Here is a 19,512-nt window from a genome sequence, read left to right on the forward strand (position 1 = left end):
TATCCATAGGCTGATAATTCTTTAGAAGGCAACACCTCATCAATGGGGACAGCTCTATATGCTTTCGACTTTCTTATCGATTTATTGCTAGAGCAATCATCAGGAATGCATTCGTGGCTTTTCAATTACAATCATCCTTTCGTTAATTAAGTGTTATGACTCATCTTATTCTAGGCGTTAAATTATGTTAACACCTCAATATCGACAACGTTGTAAACGTAAATAAATATTAAACACAATGAGTTCTGATATTCAGTATCTATAATTCAAAACGCATTGTATGGTTCATATCTTTGAACCCATGTTTTTTCGTATAAAGTTATAGCACCAGCACTTTCAGATAATACGCTTAGCTCCAAGTAATCTAAATTGCGATTGTTTGCCCAATTCTTTGCTTCTAATAGTAAAGCTGAACCAATTCCTTGACTTTGATATGGTTTTCCAACTATCACATCAGATTTCCAAAAAGCAATTTCTGAAAAACTAAAAAAGTCACAAAAATCCTGAACTTCTCCGAAAACTAACGAAAATCAAACCCTTTTACACTACCACAAAACATTGATATAATAGGCTTTGTGAATATATAAGAAAGAAGGCGAAAATATGAATGCTTACGATGAATACATGAGACAAGTAACACAGCCGATGCGTCAGGAATTGGTGGATGCAGGTTTTACGCAATTAACGACAGCGGATGAAGTGAATGAGTTTATGGCAGAGCAAAAGGGGACGGCATTAGTTGTTATTAACTCTGTGTGTGGTTGCGCGGCAGGTTTAGCGCGTCCAGCAGCAAACCAAGCAATTACAGAGGTGAAGCCAGATCAGTTAGTGACGGTATTTGCGGGGCAGGACCCAGAGGCGACGGCAACAATGCGTGCGTTCTTTGATGAAGTGCCACCGAGCTCGCCGTCAATGGCAATTTTAAAGGATGGGCAGCTTGCTTATTTTATCCCACGCGAAAATATTGAAGGCTTCCCGATGGAGCAAGTGCGCGACCATTTGACAGATGTATTGAAGCAAGTATGTGCGGAATAACGGTTGTTACGACGGCTGGGCGACCAGATGCCTTGTCGGAGGAGCTCGCACAGTTTGTTTGTGCAACGCTAGAAATTGAATTTGTTCCTCGGCAAAAACGTTCGGTTGCAGCGATTAGCCGTGAGCTACAGGCAAATGTCATTGTGGCGGGGAAAAATCGTTATGAGTATTATGCGAAAGGTGCGGATGCGCCTTTCTTTTTTCATCCCAATTCTGCGGCGTTTCGTTTAAAGCGAGTTGCACGTGGTGAGGTGGAGCCGTTACTTGAGGCCTGTCAGCTCACAAAGGGCGATTCCTTTTTAGATTGCACGTTTGGCATGGGCGCAGATAGTATGCTTGCGGCGTTTGTGGTGGGCGAGCAGGGAAAAGTCGTTGGGCTTGAAGCAAATCGCAATATTGCTTTTATCGTCAAGCATGGGATGCAAACATATGATACAACGAAATTGCCCTTGACCGCCTGTATGAGACAAATTGAGGTGCGACATATAGAGGCGGTTGAATTTTTACGCCAGCAACCCGCCGATGCATTTGATGTCGTCTATATGGACCCGATGTTTGAGGAGACGATTGAGGAAGCGAATAATTTTGAAGCATTGCGTCAGGCTGGAAACCATTTAGCCTTAACAGCTGAGTGGGTACAAGAGGCAGTGCGTGTTGCGCAAAAGCGTGTTGTGTTAAAGGCACATTATCAATCGCCTTATTTTGAGCAGTATGGCTTCCAACGCACCGTTCGTCCTACAGCAAAATTCCATTATGGTGTAATTGAAAAGACATCCATTTTACGTCCTAATTAAGGGGTTGTTCGAACATTTTCGAACAACCCCTGTTTTTAAATTTAATTGAGCGAATTTGCTTGTTTTGCGTGCGAATTTCACTGTTTAACGTGCGCAAACGGGCATCATGCGTGCGAACTTATCTATCTTACGAGCGAATCATAACTTTTGAACTAGTTAATTTGAAAATACAGGCTTAAGAAGAAACGAATTATAAATTTTGAATAGAAAAAGTGAATTAGGGGAAAAATATATAAATTCTTGCCTAGTTTTAATTGATTGACGAAGTTTAAAATAGGTGGTAATATTACCTCAAATCAATATATCTCGAATTCGAGATAATTTCACTTAGTATGTAAGAAATGCAAAATGTGCTTTGATATTTTGTTGCCTTTGAACATCGAGGAGGTATTTGTCATGGGATTATTCAATAAAATTTTCGGTTCACAAAAAGAGGAGGAACACACAATGACAACATTAAATATCGGTATTATTATAGGCTCAACACGTGAAGGGCGAGTAAGCCCACAAGTGGCACAATGGGTAAAGGAAATCGCAGATCAACGAGGGGATGCTAACTATACAATTATTGATATTGCAGATTATAAATTACCACTACTAGGTGAGCCGGGACAGGATGCATCAGGAGCAAAGGCTTGGTCGGAAATCGTTGCGCAACAAGATGGCTTTGTATTTATCGCACAGGAATACAACCACTCGATTACAGGTGCTTTAAAAAATGCACTCGATTATTTACGTGTAGAATGGAATAACAAAGCAGCGGGAATCGTGTCTTATGGTTCGGTAGGTGGTGCTCGTGCGGCAGAGCATTTACGTGGCATCTTGGGTGAGCTTTTAGTTGCAGATGTACGTGTCCATCCAGCGCTATCATTATTCACAGATTTTGAAAATGGAACAGATTTTAAACCTAAAGCTGTCCAAGCAGACTCAGTCAATCAAATGTTAGACCAATTAATTCCATGGTCTAAGGCATTATACACAATTCGCTAAACGGAGGCACAGCAATATGAAAAAGCAGACAGCAGGAATTCACCATATCACAGCGATTGTAGGACATCCACAAGAAAATATTGATTTTTATGCAGGTGTGTTAGGTTTACGCTTAGTAAAGCAAACCGTCAACTTTGATGATCCAGGCACCTATCATTTATATTTTGGAAATAAAGGGGGGCAACCAGGTACAATCATTACCTTCTTCCCATGGGCAAATGCGTATCAAGGTCGTATTGGCGATGGGCAAGTTGCTGTGACAACGTATGTTGTGCCAGAAGGAGCACTAGCTTTTTGGGTGAATCGCTTAGCGAAATTTTCGATTCCGTTCCAAACAGCGGAGCGTTTTGATGAGCAAGTCATCCAATTTGATGATCCACATGGTCTGCATATTGAGCTAGTTGCACGTGCTGAAGGAGAAATAAATGAATGGACCTTTGGCGAAATAACGCCAGAGGTTGCAATTAAAGGTTTTGGTGGAGCTGTGTTATACTCAAGTCAGCCACAAGAAACAGCAAAAGTTTTAACAGAGATTATGGGGCTTGAACAAATCGCAACAGAAGGTGACTATACACGTTTTAAATCAAGTGCAGCCATCGGTAACATGGTGGATGTCAAGATGGTTGCAGGCGTAAGTGGACAAATGGGTGTAGGAACCGTTCACCATATTGCTTGGCGAGCGCAAGATGATGCGGACCATGTACAATGGCAACAGCACGTAATGGATTATGGACAGCATGTGACTGAAGTGAAAGATCGCAACTATTTTAATGCTATTTATTTCCGTGAGCCGGGCGAGATTTTATTTGAAATTGCGACAGACCCTCCAGGATTTGCGCATGACGAAACAGCAGAAACGATGGGAAGTGAGCTGATGTTACCTTCTCAATATGAGCAGCATCGTGAGCAACTAGAAAGAACATTAATTCCGATTGCAGTACGTGAACTTGATTAAAAGGAGAGAATAGTTTGATTTCATTTGACCCTAAGAAAAATTCTGAGCGTGAAAACTATAAACTTTTAGTTGGTAGCATTATTCCGAGACCCATTGCCTTTGTTACAACATTATCAGAGCAAGGCGTTGTCAATGGAGCGCCATTTAGTTATTTTAATATTGTATCCTCCAAGCCACCGATGATTTCGTTGGCGATTCAAAGGCCAAATGGACATTTAAAAGATACAGCTCGACATATCCATTATCGTGAGCAATTTGTTGTGCATATTGTAGATGAGGATAATGTAGCGCAGGTCAATGAAACCGCTGCTTCCTTACCTGTTACAGAAAGTGAAATTGCCAGAGCGCAATTGACATTAATTGATAGTCAGCACATTGAGGTTCCTGGAATTCAAGAAGCCAAGGTACGTATGGAATGCCGCTTAGTGCAAGCAGTTCCTTTGATGAATGGTGAAGAACAGACGGGGGATTTGTTTATCGGAGAGATTGTTCAATTCCATATTGATGAAGCAATCTATCATGAAGGACGCATCGATCCAAGAAAATTAAATGCAGTTAGTAGACTTGCTGGCTCAGATTACGCAAAAATTGGTGAGATTTTTTCGCTAGAACGACCGAAGTAATCATTAGATGATTTATTTGAAATTAGCAATCAGAATGGAGTAAATGCTCCTTACGTAATAATTTGGCATTAAATTGAAGTAGATAGAAGCAATTATTCTCGTTCAAGCAGGAACAAAACCTTTCTTTAATATGAAAGACCATTGAAATTTTACAAGGCGTAAGATTTCAATGGTCTTGTTTTATCATGATTCAGTAAGTATCATAGATTTTGGGAAGGGCTCGAAAAAAATCTGGGCGCAATTGATGTATCAAAAAAGGACATCTTCTAATAAAATTAAGTTACCATACAAAATCCATCCAGAAAGAAGTGTCCTATAGCTAAAGATTATTACAATTTACCGTTAGATTTAGAAAGAAAATAATATTGCCTTCACGATTCGCCAATAAAGTGAAAGTATCCTTTTCTCCACTGTACAGTGCGTCCTTCTTAACAGCCGCGCATTGAAAATGCTAGTTGTCTTCGTTATCTTTTCTATCATTGGCTATATCCATCTCAGCTTCTATTTCACTGTCGCTATTATCTTCAAAAGTAGCTATGTCTTCATTATGAATAGGTTTAAAAATAGCTTCTAATTCGTTCATTAACCTTTCACGAACATCGAGATCTAAATTCATATAGCCACGCATAATTGCAATCTCCAATTCTGTTAAATTGCTTTTTTTAGCTTGTTCATCTAGAGAAAATACCTCGACTGAAAGGAACATTTCACCTTCACCAGTGCGTAACCATTTTTCATTAATATTAAATTCAGAGCATATTTGTGCAACATGTATATCACGAACCACTCGCTGTCCTTTTTCCATTAATGCGAGTGTAGGCTGGGAAATGTTAATACGTGCACTAAATTCTCGCTGATTAAGAGCTAAATGTTGTCTTAAAAATTTGATTCTCGCCTTCATTTTGGCACCTCCCTATTTATTTAATTTTATTCTTTATTTGATTACATTGCAATATTAAGGGGGAAAAGGTTGAAATTTTGATTTTTTTGTAATATATTTTGATTATAAAACAATAACAGGAGATGGTATTTCATGAATATGATGCTAAATGTTAAAGACAAACCTTCATGGGAACGCATGGAACGTTTATTGAAAAATTTAACAGAAGAGCAGCAACGTTCAATTGAAAATTATATTAGAGGTTATGAGTCGGGTGTGCGTGCAGGCATTCAAATAGGTAAGGCGGCAGCTAAACCTAATTAAATGAATGCAAGAAGAAGTGCTAAAAATATTTTGATTTTTCGAAATTTAGAAGGAGATTTAATGTTGGTATGATTCAAAATAAGGTGGTAGAAAGGAGTTGAAGGAGCGTGAACAATGTGCAGCAAAAGCCCATATATTTTCGACCAGACATAAGCGAAAAAATTTCCCTTATCGTAGCAGAAAATAATTTGGCGTGTGAGGAAGAAGCAATTGAATTTTTAGTGGAATCGTATTTTGAAAGACGTCTTGATGAACCCCAAACCTTGTTAGGCGATTTAGATGGCATTCTACAGCAACGTTTACTAGAGGCAGTTATTCATGATTTAAAGCACTTGCGCATGACGGTCAATGCGATTAATAGTGATACTAAAATGTTGTTGGAGTTTTGGAATCATTATTTTATTATGTCAGATGAAGAGTTATTACAGTCGACTGAAGAATTGGTTAGTGCCCCCTTCCAAAAGGCGGAGCGACTTGTTAGAGAACGTATGGCACACAATCGACAAAAGAAATTAGACGATGCAATAAAAAGAATGACTGACGACAGTTATTTGTAAGATAATATAGCTGAGAATAGGTGCTTAATGAATTACACAAGGCATAATTGTGTCCAGATTTTTTCGAGCTTACAACGGAAACCTCTTCAAAATCTGCGACATTCGCTGGAAGTTTAGGTCAACACAATGTTGGTCACTCAGTCGTTGTCATAGAACATGACGCTCTTAGACAGGGTTCTATTTTAGTTGTTTACTGAACAATTGAGAGGCACACTTGGATTTCTTTTACATGTCTAAAAAGTGGCTATTATAAAAACATGCATTTACATAATCAACATGCCTGAAAAAATGCTTTTCTATTTTTACTGTTTTCACAAAGCTTCATGGTGTTACTGCCGAGTATAGGAAAGCACGTACCTTAAACACAACACCCTTAATTCATTGCTAATTAAGAAAATGGAGCAAGATAACAATCGACAAATTTATTTCGAGTTTGTGGTGTATATTGACTTGTCTAAAGCATATAGGATTTACCACTTGCTGAAGCTGCCTTGGTAGAATGTGAAAAAAAGGTAGAAAAAAATCTAAACAGGTGATATCATATCTTTATTCTTAAAAACAGAAGGGAGATTAGACTTTTATGCTAAAACTTATTATCGCAAATTAAATTCCAATGAATTTAATAGAAGGGCTGTTCTATAATTTAATTATAGGTTTATTTGTGATGCCCTTTTGCGATAACTACGAGAAGCGATATAATGTCTAATCTATATAAGCAGATAAATAAATTTATGTAATCCAACTAAAGGCAAGTACTAGCGTTAGTTTGGTTAATTTTATTTTTTTGCGTGTAAAAAGACTTTATGAGTTTATTATTCTCATAAAGTCTTTTTCTGTTTTTAGGAGGTGATAATTCCCATAAATACATGTAATGCACCAAAGTGATTGAAACAAAAATTGGAGGGAATTTAAATGGAAAAATATGAATTAGTAAGTGATTATCGTAATAATGAAAGTTTGAAGGAGAGTTTCAATGCCTTAGCAATGAAAACATTTGAATTAGATTTTCGAGGCTGGTACAACAGAGGGTATTGGAATAATAAATATATACCGTATTCATTTATTGATGAAGGTAAGGTTATCTCAAATGCTTCAGTTAATAAAATGTCAATAATTATTGACGGTAAAATGTATAAAGGGATTCAAATTGGTACAGTAATGACTGATGAGAATTATCGCAATAAAGGTTTAGCTAAGCAATTAATGCAGCATATTATGAAAGAATACGAAAATACTTATGATTTCATGTATCTTTTTGCGAATGATACAGTATTGGATTTTTACCCGAAGTTTGGCTTTACACGTCTTCATGAAAGCGAATTTAGCTTAGACTTAGCAAAAAGCTCAATTCAAATGAGTATGGATGCGAAGGTAAAACAGCTTACTATTGAAAAAGATCTTGCATTACTTGAAAAATTTGCGAAAAATCGCTATACAAACTCAATGATTTTAGATGTTGAGCATAATGAAAGTTTATTAATGTTCTATTTCACAATCGTATTTCATGAAGCTATTTTCTATGTGGAAGATTTAGAAACGATTGTGCTAATGGCGGAAGAAGAAGATACTCTTCATATATTCGATATAATTTCGTTAAATGCTCAAAATGTGGAAGCTGTATTAGCAAGCGTTGTGCATGAAACAACGAAAAAAGTGATATTTAATTTCACACCTGATTTTTCAATCGAAGGAATGAAAGCGAGCATTATGCCAAATGATGATGAGGCTTTATTCGTCTTAACGAAAGAGTCGTTGCTGAAGGGTAACTTTATGTTCCCGTTAACATCACATTGTTAATTGGAGTGAAATATCTATACTGGGAGTCGGGTATCTTTTTGTTATAGGGCCATATTGTTTATCTCTGGAAGGTATACATTGTCAACAAAATTTCCTCTAAAAAACTTGCCATTTTTAGAGGAATAAGTTTTAATATAATTATGGATATAAAATATCCATAATAGACTTTTTAGATCTATAAAAATTCCGAAAGAGGTGAATATAATTTGCAATTAACGAAGGCAGTTGAACAAGCTGCGTGTATCATTATTCTGCTGGCGACACAAGATAACACCGAGCCATTATCTACTGATGAGGTCAGTCAACGTTTAGATGTGTCTCCATCCTACCTGAAAAAAATCACAAGAAAATTAGTAGTCAAAAAAATTATCACATCCGTTTCAGGCAATAAGGGTGGCATTTCACTGGCAAGGGGTTTGGATGATATCAGCCTATTAGATGTGATAGAAGCAATAGAAGGTCCAATTTCTATTTTTCAAGATACAGGGTTAATCAATTCTGTATTTCAAGGAGGAGAATACACAGAAAAAGGAACAAACCTCCTAAGTGCTGTATTTCACAAGGCAGATGAGTTATTAACACAGTATTTTTCCACAGTCACGCTAGCTAATGTTTTAGAAGAAGTCTTTAACACATCAGAAATTCCAACACTTAATTGGAATAAAACCTCTCTGATTGAATTTTTACAACAAAAAAGAGAAAGAGGTGAATAGGAATGAAATTCTTTAAAGCTGAATGGAAGAAAGTATTAACTAATAAGATGTTGATACTTATGATGATGGTCATACCGCTTATACCTATCATTTATTCCGGTATTATTCTCAGTGCATATTGGGACCCATTTGGAAGTACCTCTAACTTGCCTGTAGCTGTCGTTAACGAAGACGAGCCGTCTGAATTAGAAGGGAAAACAATAAGTATTGGAGAGGAACTCGTTAACAATTTAAAGGAGAACGACGATTTAGATTGGCATTTTGTCAGTAGTGAAGTTGCGGGAAAGGGATTTGATGATGGCGATTACTATATGGTCATCACGATACCGCAAGATTTTTCGTTAAAAGCTTCTACAATACTAGAAGATAATCCAGAAAAAATGGAGCTAACTTATGAAGTAAACCCCGGACGAAACTTTTTCAGTGTCACAATCAGTGAACAAGCAATGAATCGTATCAATCAAGAAATTTCAACGAGTGTAACGAAAGAATACACAAAGGCTATTTTTTCAAACGTAAACGAAATTGGTACTGGTTTTGCTGATGCTGCAGATGGCGCGGACAAAATTACTAACGGGTTAAAGGAATTAGGAGAAGGAAATAAGGAATTAACCGAGAATTTAAATAAACTCTCTTCAAGTACGTTAACATTTAAAGATGGCACTGATAAGATTCAAGTTGGCGTTGGGGACTTTATCAAGGGAGCCAATTCACTTCATTCTGGAGCAACAGAGTTGAATAACGGGATAATTCAATACACGAATGGTGTGAGCCAGTTGCATGAAAAAATGGCTCCGTTATCTCAACTTGCTACGGGACAAAAAACTGTAAGTGGCGCCTTAAACGACTTAGCGGCCGGTAGTTACAACCTAAATAACGGGTTAGTCCAGTTGAATAAACAGTTACCATCAAAAAATGAGATTAATCAGCTCACTAAGGGATTATCAGATGTACAACAAGCTGTAAATCAATTGCAAAAGGCGATAAGTCAATATGGCGCTTCGCCAGAACTGATAGAACAGGTCAATGCACTTCAGGGTGCAGTAAATCAGGTGCAACCTAAAGCAATTGAGGCTCTTAACGGTTATACATCCATTAGTCAAGCAATGGATGGCGATAAAGGACTGATTCAAGGGTCTGCGAAACTTGCTGGTGGAATGGACCAAGCGGTTAGTGGAAGCAAGGAATTAAACGAAGCCACTAACAATGTAACGACACAACTTGTAGGTGCAATCAATCAGCTTAACTCAAAATCAAAAGATTTGAAAGAGGGATCGACCTCACTTGTAAATGGAACAAAATCATTGTCAAATCAGTTACCGGCATTACAAAGTGGCGTAGCACAACTTTCTGATGGGGCTACTCAGTTGAACGAAGGAGCTGGGCAGTTAGCTGAAGGATCTTCTCAATTAGGTGAAGGAATCGCAATGCTTCAAGATGGCTCAGGCGAGCTATCTGATAAATTATCAGAAGGCGCAGAATCAGTGGAAAACATCCAAACAACAGATGTCAACTACGAGATGCTTGCATCACCAATCACACTCAAAGAAGCAAAGACAAGTAAAGTTCCAAATTACGGGCATGCATTAGCTCCTATGTTCATTTCACTTGGTCTATACATTGGTGCTTTGGCATTTAATTTAATATTCCCGCTAGGAGAGACTGCTGTAAAACCATCATCAGGTCTATTTTGGTGGTTCAGTAAATTTTCACTTGGATTTGTTCCCGCGGTTGTAGGTGCATTGATACTTAGCGTAAGTGTCGTATTTGGAATGGGATTAGAAGTGGAGAATTTTGGACAATTTATTTTAATTTCTGTACTGGGTTCACTCACGTATATGTTTTTCATGATGTTGTTAGTGATTTCATTAGGAAATCCGGGGAGATTTATCGCAATGATTCTCCTCGTATTGCAACTTGCATCAAGCGGAGGAATGTTCCCGGCTGTATTACAAAATAGCTTCTTTAGTGCCATCAATCCTTATATGCCGATGACATACGTAATCTATGGCTTGAGGGAAGCTATGACATCATCTATTGGCAGTGATATCTTTAGCATGAGTGTTGTGGTGTTAATCGGCTGTATTATTATTTTTAACTTATTGCTGTTGCTTTTCTTCTATATAAAAAATAAAAAAGATGTAGAATTAGTTCCTGAAACTTAATCTCAATTGGTGAGAATAGCATGATATAACGGCAAATATAGCGACTGATTTAGAGAGGATGTCAAAATTAGTGATGAATTGATAAACAGGCTTAATTAATTTCCTTATCATACCACCAAGCATATTGTTTTATAACAGTAGTCCCAAACTCTTTCATTACTATGCACTATTTTGCGAAGCTGATAAAATTAAAAATGCTTACAAACCCTTGATACAACAGCGATTTTACTTTTCATATATAGTGTGTTACAATGAATGGGTGCTATTTTAGGTGGCATGTTAAATAAATTGGCATTCTGCTAGTGATTTTTGAAGATACTTATTCACACTGGCGCACGCTAAAGGGCTGCAAGGATGTAGTAGCAGGTTGGGGCTACATTGCTTAGGTTAGAAGGTTTTAGTGGAATTTTACCGCGGTTCGGAAATAGAAGATATTACTTCTATAAATATATAAAGATTCCCCAGATGATTGGGTTGAGACATTTTATTTTACAAGTTACCTATTAAATACTAAAGGGACGTCTTCTATAGGAGGGCGTCCCTTGTCTAATTGAACGGCAAAAAGCTACACAACATGTGCGCAGCTTCACGAAAGTGTTAACTACATATAAAATGTATTTGGACGTTTTCTAATATAATGATTCTTTCACTTTACCAGCTATCCCAAAGAAAAAGAGCTTCGTTAGGTCTTCTGTCATTGACAGCATGTTTTGGCTGGCACCATCCTTCTGCATATATTCGGCAAACATTTGAATATAAAATAAAATAGCCTCATTGGATATGCTTGCATCAACATAGCCCTGCTTCTTACCTTCCTCAAACAATTTTAAAATGTTAGGCAAGACTGTTTCTGTATAAAACTTTTCAATATAATTATTTTCACTTGCATATTCCGTCATAAAGTCATTAAAAAATTCCTCATGGGTTTGCTTGGCATAATCCTTTTTATCAAAAATCATTTTTTTCACTTTATCGGGAAATGGCATATCACTGTCAAATAATTGTTTATACTCCTCCCAAATTTGATGTACATAAAAAACAATCACCTCTTTCACTAAATTATCCTTGCTATCAAAGTAATTATATATCGTCACCTGCGAGACATTCGCCTCCTTGGCAATTTCAGCAACAGCTACTTTATGAATGCCATACTTTAAAAATAGAGCCAGTGCAGCCTCTAAAATATTGGTCTTTTTTAATTCTTTCCGTCGTTCAAACCCGTTCATCATGTTCACCTCATCACTAGTTTAATAAAAGTTTTGAAATATAACAAATAAAATAATACAAAACTATTGTATCGAGAGAGGTTTTTGTATATTATGAACTCAAAGGAACAAAAAAGTTCAAAACTTATTTGGGGAGGGGAATACGTGATGTCTGTATTAAGAGTCAGAAATCTTACGAAACGCTTCGGTAAATTCCATGCACTTAATGGCGTAAACTTTGAGGTAAATAAAGGGGAAGTTTATGGCTTTATCGGTCCGAATGGGGCAGGTAAGTCGACAACAATTCGTGTACTGCTCGGCATTTTAAAAGCGACAGAGGGCAGTGTGGAAATTTTCGGAAAGGATGCCTGGAACGATGCGGTGGAGATTCATAAACAAATTGCTTATGTCCCAGGGGATGTGAATCTTTGGCCAAACTTAACGGGTGGTGAGGTGATAGATTTATTTATAAAGCTGCGCGGTGGAAATAATAATAATAATCGCCGTGAGGAATTAATTAAGCGCTTCAATTTTGATCCAACAAAAAAATGCCGCACCTATTCCAAAGGTAATCGCCAAAAGGTTGCATTAGTAGCCGCATTCTCTTCAGATGCTGATTTATATATATTAGACGAACCTACATCTGGGCTCGACCCCTTGATGGAACAAGTTTTTCAGGAATGTGTACTGGAAGCAAAAAATGCTGGTAAAAGCGTGTTACTCTCCAGCCATATTTTATCAGAGGTTGAAAAGCTATGCGACAGAGTAGGTATTATTCGTCAAGGGGAAATTATCGAAACAGGTACTTTAAGCGAATTACGCCATTTAACACGTACCAATCTGCATATTGAAACAAAAGAGCCGATTGTAGGTTTAAATGAATTAAAAGGAATCCATGAACTTTCAGAGCAAGGTAACACGGCTTCATTCCAAGTGGATACAGAAGAAATGGATACGGTGATGAAACATATTGCGCCATTTGGGCTTGTCAAATTAGAAAGTGCTCCTCCTACACTTGAAGATTTATTTATGCGTCATTATGATAATCAAAAAGTGGGAGGCGCTTCCTGATGTTTCGCTCAATGACAAGTAACACTGGCGCACTTGTGAAATTTATTGTAAGGAAAGAGCGTATTCGCATCCCGCTATGGCTTGTAGGAATTATCTTTTTTACGATAATTGTTCCTGTAACTTTTGATGATATGTATACTTCACAGGAAGAACGAGACACACTAGCCGAAACAATGCGTAACCCAGCAATGATTGCCATGGTCGGGCCGGGGGATTTTGAAAATTACACTACAGGGGTCATGACCGCACATAATATGTTACTCCTCACAGCTGTAGTTGTTGGGCTGATGAGCATTCTGCTTGTTATACGTCACACGCGCGCGGATGAAGAAGATGGGCGCATTGAATTAATTCGCTCCTTACCAGTAGGCAGACAGGCAAATTTAAATGCAACACTGATTGTGCTCGTTGGAACGAATGTTATATTAGCACTTGCCGTAGGGGTTGGTTTATATGGATTGGGCATTGACAGTATAGGGTTAAATGGCTCTATGCTATATGGGGCTGCATTGGGCGGCACTGGTATTTTCTTCGCAGGGATTACTACCATATTTGCACAAGTCTCGGAAAGCTCACGAGGAGCAACGGGCTACTCTATGGCCTTCCTGCTGATTGCCTATCTTATTCGCGCGGTTGGTGATGTGAGCAATGAGGGGTTATCTATGCTTTCACCGCTAGGCTGGTTATCCCAAACAGAAGCCTATTCCAGTAACAATTGGTGGCCAATCTTGCTGTTGATTGGCGTATCGCTGATTCTTTTTGTGCTAGCTAATTATTTGAATGCCGTACGTGATTTGGGTTCAGGATTTATCCATGCAAGACCAGGTAAAAGCCATGCCTCAGCTTTTTTACAAAGCCCTTTAGGATTAAGCTTTCGATTACAGCGCACCGCCTTTATTTTCTGGGGAGTTGGCATGCTCGTACTAGGCGCTTCTTATGGTTCGGTAATGGGTGATTTAGAATCCTTCTTTCAAGGTAATGAAATGCTGGAGCAGATGTTGATTGAGCAAGAAGGTTATTCATTAACTGAGCAGTTTATCCCGATGCTGTTGCTCATCATGGGGATACTAGCAACGGTCCCTCCAGTTATGGCTATTAATAAATTAGTTGCTGAAGAGAAAAAGCAGCGTGTCGAGCATTTGTTTGCAAGAGCTGTATCGCGAGCCAAACTGTTGGGGAGTTATCTATTGATTGCAGTCGTCAATGGCTTCATGATGATTTCACTTGTTGCGATTGGTCTGTGGTCAGCTGCTGTGGTCGTAATGGAGGATGGATTTGCGTTTAGCACGATTTATGGTGCAGCGATGATTTACTATCCAGCAATGCTTGTTATGCTTGGTTTAGCTGTGTTTTTCATTGGATTCTTTCCAAAGCTGACAAGCGTAATATGGATATATCTTGCGTATTCTTTCTTCGTGCTGTATTTAGGCGGTCTATTTCAATTGCAAGATTGGGTTGGAAAGCTTTCACCATTTGGCTATATCCCACGGCTTCCAGTTGAACCCTTGGAATGGATGCCTGTCATTATATTGACTTTCATTGCTGTGTTATTGATGCTGTTAGGGTTTATAGGGTATAAGAAGAGGGATATTGAAGGGTAGGCATGATTTTTACGAATCATTTATGTAAATGTATCAACGGTTTATATTCAATTTCAAGGTATGAAGTACCCTCTTGCATTATGTTGCATAATTGAATTACCCTAGAAGTACAGTAAAAACTGGCTTCTAGGGCTCTAATGTGCGGCTTATTGCACAGTTGAAAAATTAGTCCGTGAAGCAAAGAGATGTTAAGTAACCTAAAAATAATAATAAGCCGATACCGATAGCAATTGTGCCCATGAAAATGTGCCTCCTTTAACTACAATACATATTTACACTATGTATTGTACAATGAATAACAAAAAGATGAAACCTTTTTAGCGATAAAACGTACAGATAAGTATAGGTGAAAACACGATTTATACATAAATTGAGGGTGATAATGATGAAAAAATGGACGCAAAAATTACTTGTCGTATCTGTCGCACTTTTAACATTTGGGGCAATTAACCCGAATCATGAGATTTGGAATAATTTTGAGGATGACTTAAAGCTAAATCGTTGGCAGGAGCCAAGTGCGAATGATATTTCTTCAGCCATCCAGCTCGATACATTACTTTATGAAGAAAAAACGTCAATTGCACAATCCTTAAAAGGGGCAGCAAAAACACAAGCTTACATAAAATTTGGTCCACGTATTGCTGAAAAAATTAGTGGTGAGTTCGATATGCGCATTTTACCTAAAATGGAAGAAGCTATTGATATGACATTGGCGCGCTTAGACGATGAAAAGATTCAATACTTAACAATTACTGAAAATCCAAGCGGGGATTACGCAGAGAGAATTTTTAATATCCGTGAGCAAGACAGCAGAGTCGACCTTATCCGCTTCCATGTACGCACAGAAAACCGCCCAAATGAAGGCTTTTATTATAACTTCCACTACCACACAAAAGAGGACAGCTTTGTGACACACTATAATTTAGGTGAAATCTACTGGTCCAAAAACATGCCACCGAAATGGATGGCGTAAAACGCTCGTTGACAAACGGGTGTTTTTTCTTTTGGTACATTAAATCTATAATATGCTTTAAAAAACGTTCATTGATTGGTGAATCAACATAGTTTACAAAAAGAAAATCAGCAAGGGTCTTGAATCCATAATTTTCCATTTTTGATGGTCTCATTCATCAGGAATTTGCAGCAGCGTAAATTGTAGAGTTGGTTGCTCGGAAGTGGTATTCGATGGAGTTGAGATAAAAGTACAACAGTTGTTAAGTGTTTGAACCAAAATGTGCAGTAACAAAAAAATGGCCTGATTTAATTTAACCAAGGCCATCTAGCAGATGCTTAAAAGATGCTAGATATGTATGTTTATCTTCTTTGTATACCGTTTTCAATTGCTTCAGCTAAACCTTGTGGATTTTCCCAGGCCATGGAGTGCCCTGCACTTTTTACAATTTCGATATTAATACCGTGTGCATTGAGTACTTGTGTATCTGAATCCGGTAGTGAATTTTCACCAAAGATAAATGTCTTAGGGCAATCGAGTGAGTATAATATTTCTCTCCATGATGGATCTGCACCATTTGCTGCTGATTTAGAAATGAGATAGGTTGCTCTAGGTGACCAAAGAGCTAATGATGCTGCCCACATTTGATTTCCACTTGCTTGACTTTCTTGCACCAAATCGTTAAAACCATTTTGTAGAAATTCTTGCATATCATAATCTGCGATGAACTTGCTGGTTGATCCAATGCTACTTTTGTCTAAATTGGCTTCACTTAAAACAACTTTATTGATACGTTCAGGGCATTTATCTGCTAAAGATAGTGCTATAGCTCCACCTAAACTATGACCAAATAAAATAAAAGATTCTAATCCTAAGGCGGTAACAAACTCTACAAGATATTCCGCATGATCGTTAACTGTGTAATTGAAGTCATCTGGTTTGTCGCTATACCCAGAACCTAAAAGATCCACTATAACACAACGATGTGTTTTTAGTGCTTCCTGAGTTGCCACTTGTGGATAATCAAATGATCCTGCACATCCGAGCCCGTGGATAAATAAAATGGGTATTTCTTTTCCAGGGAAATCGTTATAGCGAAGAATACAATTCGCTTTTTCGACAAAATATTCTTTCATTAAAAACATCCTTTCTAGTTAGAAGAAAATACAAATTAATTATAGCATAAGAAGAAAAGGCAGGAGGGGGCCAAAGTGGGATATATCAAACATAATGCAATAATCGTTACAGGTATAATGAGGAATAGTTTGAGTAATAAATGAAAATAGAGCGATGATTATATCGCCCTATAAAACCATTACGTATGAAAGAAATTACTTATTTCTTTCAAGTTCTTCGATACGTTTTTCTAACTTTTTAATCTTAGCATCAGCTGATACAGCAATTGAAAATGCACTTAATGTAAATATAAAAGCTGCTGATGCAAATATAAAAGCCATTAATTCAAAAGTGTTCATAGAAACCTCCTAATAAAGGAAAACTATTGTCATTAATTTACGAACGAAAACAGAAAAGGTTTCAAATTATTCAAGATAATATAAATTTTGTTTACGCTCTGTAAACAAGCACAATTCCAATTGTACGTAGTAAGTAAAAAATCAGTCAAGCTCTAGCTCAGCCAACTTAAAATCGGATATACACGTAACTCTATTATAGTGGGGCGAGCTATAGGCAAAGGACAAACTCACAATGTAGTAACAGTGGATTGATGATTATCATTGGATGATAGAAATTATAACTGTAATAAATTGTAGCATACTACATATCTTTTAAGAAAAAGGGAGAGTGATGATGACTAAACATAACAGCCCAAATTTAACTAAGTTTGTGGATCAGCTTCCTATTCCACCCGTGTTACAGCCGCTTTACAAGGATAGCAATTATACTTATTTATGAAGTGCACATGAAGGAGTTTAAGATGTCTCTGCATAGAGATTTGAATCCTACAACGGTATGGGGATATGAAGGAAACTATCCTGGACCGACAATTGAAGTGGAGTCTGGTGAGCAAGTATACATTAAATGGATGAATGATTTACCAGAGAAACACCTTCTGCCTATAGATCATACCGTGCATGGTGCACAAAATGATGTTCCAGATGTACGAACTGTCCCCCATGTTCATGGAGCCGTGGTGGAACCAGAAAGCGACGGATATCCGGAGGCTTGGTTTACGCGGAATTTTTCCGAGACAGGGCCTTATTTCGTACATGAAATCTACCACTACAGCAATCTTATGCAAGCCTGTGCCTTATGGTATCATGATCATGCACTTGGGATTACAAGACTGAATATCTATGCTGGTCTTGCTGGCATGTATCTCATTCGGGATTGCTATGAACGCTCTCTCAATCTTCCATCAGGTCATTACGAAATCCCGCTCATCATTCAGGATAAATCTTTAAATGACAATGGATCATTATATTACCCCAAACAGACTACTCCGCCTGTGCCTGGCTTAGAGACTTCCATTGTGCCAGAATTTTTCGGCGACCTCAATCTTGTGAATGGAAAGGTTTGGCCGTATTTGCAAGTGGAGCCTCGCAAATATCGATTTAGATTGTTGAATGCAGCAAACTGCCGTTTTTATCACCTTTCGCTAAGTTCGGGCCAGTTAATGTACCAAATTGGGACAGATGGGGGATTAATGGCACATTCCATTGGTCTCCAACATCTAATACTAGCGCCAGCTGAAAGAGCTGACATTATTATTGACTTCACAAACATGGAAGGACAACGAATTGTATTTCAAAATCATGCACCTGCTGTGTTCCCGAATGGAGACATACCTGATCCGCAAACAACAGGAATCGTCATGGAATTTAGGGTGGAGCTACCATTGTCACATTTAGATACGAGTACTACGCCTGCCTATATACAGCCACTTCCCCCAATTGATATTACTTCCGCAAACAAGCAGCGTAATCTTGTTTTGGGTTCAACAATGGATCAGTTTGGCCGACATATGATGCTTTTGGATAATAAAACGTGGGATGACCCTATATCAGAAAAACCGTTATGGGGTTCAACCGAAGTCTGGTCTTTTCTGAATATAACGGATAAAACGCACCCAATTCATTTACATCTAGGCTTCTTTCAAATTGTAGACCGTATTCCTTTTGATACGGAGCGATATGCGAGAGATGGAACCATCCAGTTTACTGGACCGCCCCTTCTACCTGAGCCAGAAGAACGAGGTTGGAAAGATACCGTTCGTTCACACCATGGGCAAATTACTCGTATCATTAAACATTTTACAACATACAGCGGAAGGTACGTATGGCATTGCCACATGGTTGAGCATGAGGATTACGAGATGATGCGACCATTTTTTATTGTAAGGGACTCAGCCCAATTTTTCAAAAGGTAGTATGTAAAGCAACGAAGCGTGGATTTATGGTCGTAGTGTCAGTAATTGAAACAGCACTTTTAGAAAGTTATTGATACGGGTGGCAACCTTCTGAGGTTGCTTTTTTATTTTGTAATTAATAGTAGTAAACATTGATAAAGTGCTTCTTAACTATAAATTAGGTTTAGCTTCAAAAAATTGTCTCTAAGTTCAATGGAAAATTATATATAACATGCAAGGGGTATCCCTATTATTTTTCAGACAATGAAAGAGAGGGGCTTTTTCATGAAAACTATCGTCAGAGTAGAGAAAAATAAGAACTATACGGTCGTAAATAATACATCCTTGTACGATCATCGTCTGAGCTGGAAGGCGAAAGCGATTCATGTATTTATGCTGTCGAAACCAGATGACTGGACGTTTTACAATACAGAGCTGATGCAGTGGGCAAAGGATGGTGAGAATGCCTTTTCCTCTGGATTA

At 37.9% G+C, this 19,512-nt stretch carries 18 protein-coding genes and 2 pseudogenes; 15 read left to right on the top strand and 5 right to left on the bottom strand.

Translation table 11 applies throughout. The features are described 5' to 3' along the window. Positions 1 to 266: 266 nt before the first annotated feature. Positions 267 to 452 carry a GNAT family N-acetyltransferase gene (locus C9J34_RS16045; RefSeq protein WP_238600681.1) on the bottom strand — a complete coding sequence of 62 codons (186 nt, stop codon included), beginning with the start codon at positions 450 to 452 and terminating at the stop codon, positions 267 to 269. A 151-nt stretch (positions 453 to 603) separates the two neighbouring features. Between C9J34_RS16045 and C9J34_RS16050 the strand changes: the two genes are divergently transcribed. The 5 genes from C9J34_RS16050 to C9J34_RS16070 all read left to right on the top strand — a co-directional run bounded on the left by C9J34_RS16050 (position 604) and on the right by C9J34_RS16070 (position 4,397). Beyond that, the gene (locus C9J34_RS16050) at positions 604 to 1,035 is read left to right on the top strand and encodes a BrxA/BrxB family bacilliredoxin (protein WP_107841195.1); all 432 of its coding nucleotides are present in this window, start codon (positions 604 to 606) and stop codon (positions 1,033 to 1,035) included. Continuing rightward, positions 1,023 to 1,829 carry a class I SAM-dependent methyltransferase gene (locus tag C9J34_RS16055; protein ID WP_107841196.1) on the top strand — a complete coding sequence of 269 codons (807 nt, stop codon included), beginning with the start codon at positions 1,023 to 1,025 and terminating at the stop codon, positions 1,827 to 1,829. Before C9J34_RS16050 ends, C9J34_RS16055 begins: the two co-directional genes overlap by 13 nt. 396 nt (positions 1,830 to 2,225) lie before the next feature. Then, positions 2,226 to 2,819, top strand: a complete 594-nt coding sequence (locus C9J34_RS16060) for an NADPH-dependent FMN reductase (RefSeq protein ID WP_107841197.1) — start codon at positions 2,226 to 2,228, stop codon at positions 2,817 to 2,819. A 16-nt stretch (positions 2,820 to 2,835) separates the two neighbouring features. Next, the gene (locus tag C9J34_RS16065) at positions 2,836 to 3,774 is read left to right on the top strand and encodes a ring-cleaving dioxygenase (protein WP_107841198.1); all 939 of its coding nucleotides are present in this window, start codon (positions 2,836 to 2,838) and stop codon (positions 3,772 to 3,774) included. 14 nt (positions 3,775 to 3,788) lie between these two features. Next, on the top strand, positions 3,789 to 4,397 hold the full coding sequence (locus C9J34_RS16070; RefSeq protein WP_107841199.1) for a flavin reductase family protein: 609 nt from the start codon (positions 3,789 to 3,791) through the stop codon (positions 4,395 to 4,397). 451 nt (positions 4,398 to 4,848) lie between these two features. Here C9J34_RS16070 and C9J34_RS16075 read toward each other — a convergent pair whose 3' ends face one another. Then, a complete protein-coding gene (locus tag C9J34_RS16075) occupies positions 4,849 to 5,298 on the bottom strand; it encodes a helix-turn-helix domain-containing protein (protein WP_107841200.1) in 450 nt (149 codons plus the stop codon). 132 nt (positions 5,299 to 5,430) lie between these two features. Here C9J34_RS16075 and C9J34_RS22030 point away from each other — a divergent pair, with 132 nt between their 5' ends. The 5 genes from C9J34_RS22030 (at position 5,431) to C9J34_RS16095 (ending at position 10,833) form a co-directional block, all read left to right on the top strand. Continuing rightward, on the top strand, positions 5,431 to 5,601 hold the full coding sequence (locus tag C9J34_RS22030; RefSeq protein ID WP_193769039.1) for a hypothetical protein: 171 nt from the start codon (positions 5,431 to 5,433) through the stop codon (positions 5,599 to 5,601). A 107-nt stretch (positions 5,602 to 5,708) separates the two neighbouring features. Continuing rightward, positions 5,709 to 6,158 (top strand): hypothetical protein, encoded by a 450-nt coding sequence (locus C9J34_RS16080; protein ID WP_107841201.1) that lies wholly within the window; start codon positions 5,709 to 5,711, stop codon positions 6,156 to 6,158. Positions 6,159 to 7,070: 912 nt separating this feature from the next. Then, positions 7,071 to 7,955, top strand: coding sequence for a GNAT family N-acetyltransferase (locus tag C9J34_RS16085; protein ID WP_107841202.1), 885 nt, complete (start codon positions 7,071 to 7,073; stop codon positions 7,953 to 7,955). A gap of 206 nt (positions 7,956 to 8,161) precedes the next feature. Continuing rightward, positions 8,162 to 8,668 (top strand): Rrf2 family transcriptional regulator, encoded by a 507-nt coding sequence (locus C9J34_RS16090; protein WP_107841203.1) that lies wholly within the window; start codon positions 8,162 to 8,164, stop codon positions 8,666 to 8,668. A gap of 2 nt (positions 8,669 to 8,670) precedes the next feature. Next, positions 8,671 to 10,833, top strand: coding sequence for a YhgE/Pip domain-containing protein (locus C9J34_RS16095; RefSeq protein ID WP_107841204.1), 2,163 nt, complete (start codon positions 8,671 to 8,673; stop codon positions 10,831 to 10,833). A 629-nt stretch (positions 10,834 to 11,462) separates the two neighbouring features. Here C9J34_RS16095 and C9J34_RS16100 read toward each other — a convergent pair. After that, entirely contained in the window at positions 11,463 to 12,059 is a 597-nt protein-coding gene (locus C9J34_RS16100) for a TetR/AcrR family transcriptional regulator (protein ID WP_107841205.1), read from the bottom strand. Positions 12,060 to 12,206: 147 nt separating this feature from the next. On the opposite strand from C9J34_RS16100, the gene C9J34_RS16105 reads away from it, so the two are divergent. The 3 genes from C9J34_RS16105 (at position 12,207) to C9J34_RS16115 (ending at position 15,683) form a co-directional block, all read left to right on the top strand. Next, positions 12,207 to 13,109: an ABC transporter ATP-binding protein gene (locus C9J34_RS16105; RefSeq protein ID WP_107841206.1), complete on the top strand. Its 903-nt coding sequence runs from the start codon at positions 12,207 to 12,209 to the stop codon at positions 13,107 to 13,109. Next, positions 13,109 to 14,710 carry an ABC transporter permease gene (locus tag C9J34_RS16110; RefSeq protein WP_107841207.1) on the top strand — a complete coding sequence of 534 codons (1,602 nt, stop codon included), beginning with the start codon at positions 13,109 to 13,111 and terminating at the stop codon, positions 14,708 to 14,710. Before C9J34_RS16105 ends, C9J34_RS16110 begins: the two co-directional genes overlap by 1 nt. A gap of 385 nt (positions 14,711 to 15,095) precedes the next feature. Next, positions 15,096 to 15,683, top strand: a complete 588-nt coding sequence (locus tag C9J34_RS16115) for a YpjP family protein (RefSeq protein ID WP_107841208.1) — start codon at positions 15,096 to 15,098, stop codon at positions 15,681 to 15,683. A 341-nt stretch (positions 15,684 to 16,024) separates the two neighbouring features. Here the strand turns inward: C9J34_RS16115 and C9J34_RS16120 are convergent, their stop codons facing one another. Next, positions 16,025 to 16,798, bottom strand: a complete 774-nt coding sequence (locus tag C9J34_RS16120; protein ID WP_107841209.1) for an alpha/beta fold hydrolase — start codon at positions 16,796 to 16,798, stop codon at positions 16,025 to 16,027. Positions 16,799 to 16,993: 195 nt separating this feature from the next. Beyond that, positions 16,994 to 17,137: a hypothetical protein gene (locus C9J34_RS22035; protein ID WP_193769040.1), complete on the bottom strand. Its 144-nt coding sequence runs from the start codon at positions 17,135 to 17,137 to the stop codon at positions 16,994 to 16,996. Positions 17,138 to 17,471: 334 nt separating this feature from the next. On the opposite strand from C9J34_RS22035, the pseudogene C9J34_RS16125 reads away from it, so the two are divergent. Continuing rightward, positions 17,472 to 19,050: pseudogene (locus tag C9J34_RS16125) on the top strand (multicopper oxidase family protein). 264 nt (positions 19,051 to 19,314) lie between these two features. Next, positions 19,315 to 19,512: pseudogene (locus C9J34_RS16130) on the top strand (DNA-binding protein); the annotation flags it as partial.

The organism is Metasolibacillus meyeri, from assembly GCF_003049505.1.
Lineage (GTDB): Bacteria > Bacillota > Bacilli > Bacillales_A > Planococcaceae > Metasolibacillus > Metasolibacillus meyeri.

Bases quoted from the DNA above. Each gene is read 5' to 3' on its own strand.
- C9J34_RS16050 (WP_107841195.1), top strand. From the start codon at position 604: ATGAATGCTTACGATGAATACATGAGACAAGTAACACAGCCGATGCGT.
- C9J34_RS16055 (WP_107841196.1), top strand. From the start codon at position 1,023: ATGTGCGGAATAACGGTTGTTACGACGGCTGGGCGACCAGATGCCTTG.
- C9J34_RS16060 (WP_107841197.1), top strand. From the start codon at position 2,226: ATGGGATTATTCAATAAAATTTTCGGTTCACAAAAAGAGGAGGAACAC.
- C9J34_RS16065 (WP_107841198.1), top strand. From the start codon at position 2,836: ATGAAAAAGCAGACAGCAGGAATTCACCATATCACAGCGATTGTAGGA.
- C9J34_RS16075 (WP_107841200.1), bottom strand. From the start codon at position 5,298: ATGAAGGCGAGAATCAAATTTTTAAGACAACATTTAGCTCTTAATCAG.
- C9J34_RS22030 (WP_193769039.1), top strand. From the start codon at position 5,431: ATGAATATGATGCTAAATGTTAAAGACAAACCTTCATGGGAACGCATG.
- C9J34_RS16085 (WP_107841202.1), top strand. From the start codon at position 7,071: ATGGAAAAATATGAATTAGTAAGTGATTATCGTAATAATGAAAGTTTG.
- C9J34_RS16095 (WP_107841204.1), top strand. From the start codon at position 8,671: ATGAAATTCTTTAAAGCTGAATGGAAGAAAGTATTAACTAATAAGATG.
- C9J34_RS16100 (WP_107841205.1), bottom strand. From the start codon at position 12,059: ATGAACGGGTTTGAACGACGGAAAGAATTAAAAAAGACCAATATTTTA.
- C9J34_RS16105 (WP_107841206.1), top strand. From the start codon at position 12,207: ATGTCTGTATTAAGAGTCAGAAATCTTACGAAACGCTTCGGTAAATTC.
- C9J34_RS16110 (WP_107841207.1), top strand. From the start codon at position 13,109: ATGTTTCGCTCAATGACAAGTAACACTGGCGCACTTGTGAAATTTATT.
- C9J34_RS16115 (WP_107841208.1), top strand. From the start codon at position 15,096: ATGAAAAAATGGACGCAAAAATTACTTGTCGTATCTGTCGCACTTTTA.
- C9J34_RS16120 (WP_107841209.1), bottom strand. From the start codon at position 16,798: ATGAAAGAATATTTTGTCGAAAAAGCGAATTGTATTCTTCGCTATAAC.
- C9J34_RS22035 (WP_193769040.1), bottom strand. From the start codon at position 17,137: ATGAACACTTTTGAATTAATGGCTTTTATATTTGCATCAGCAGCTTTT.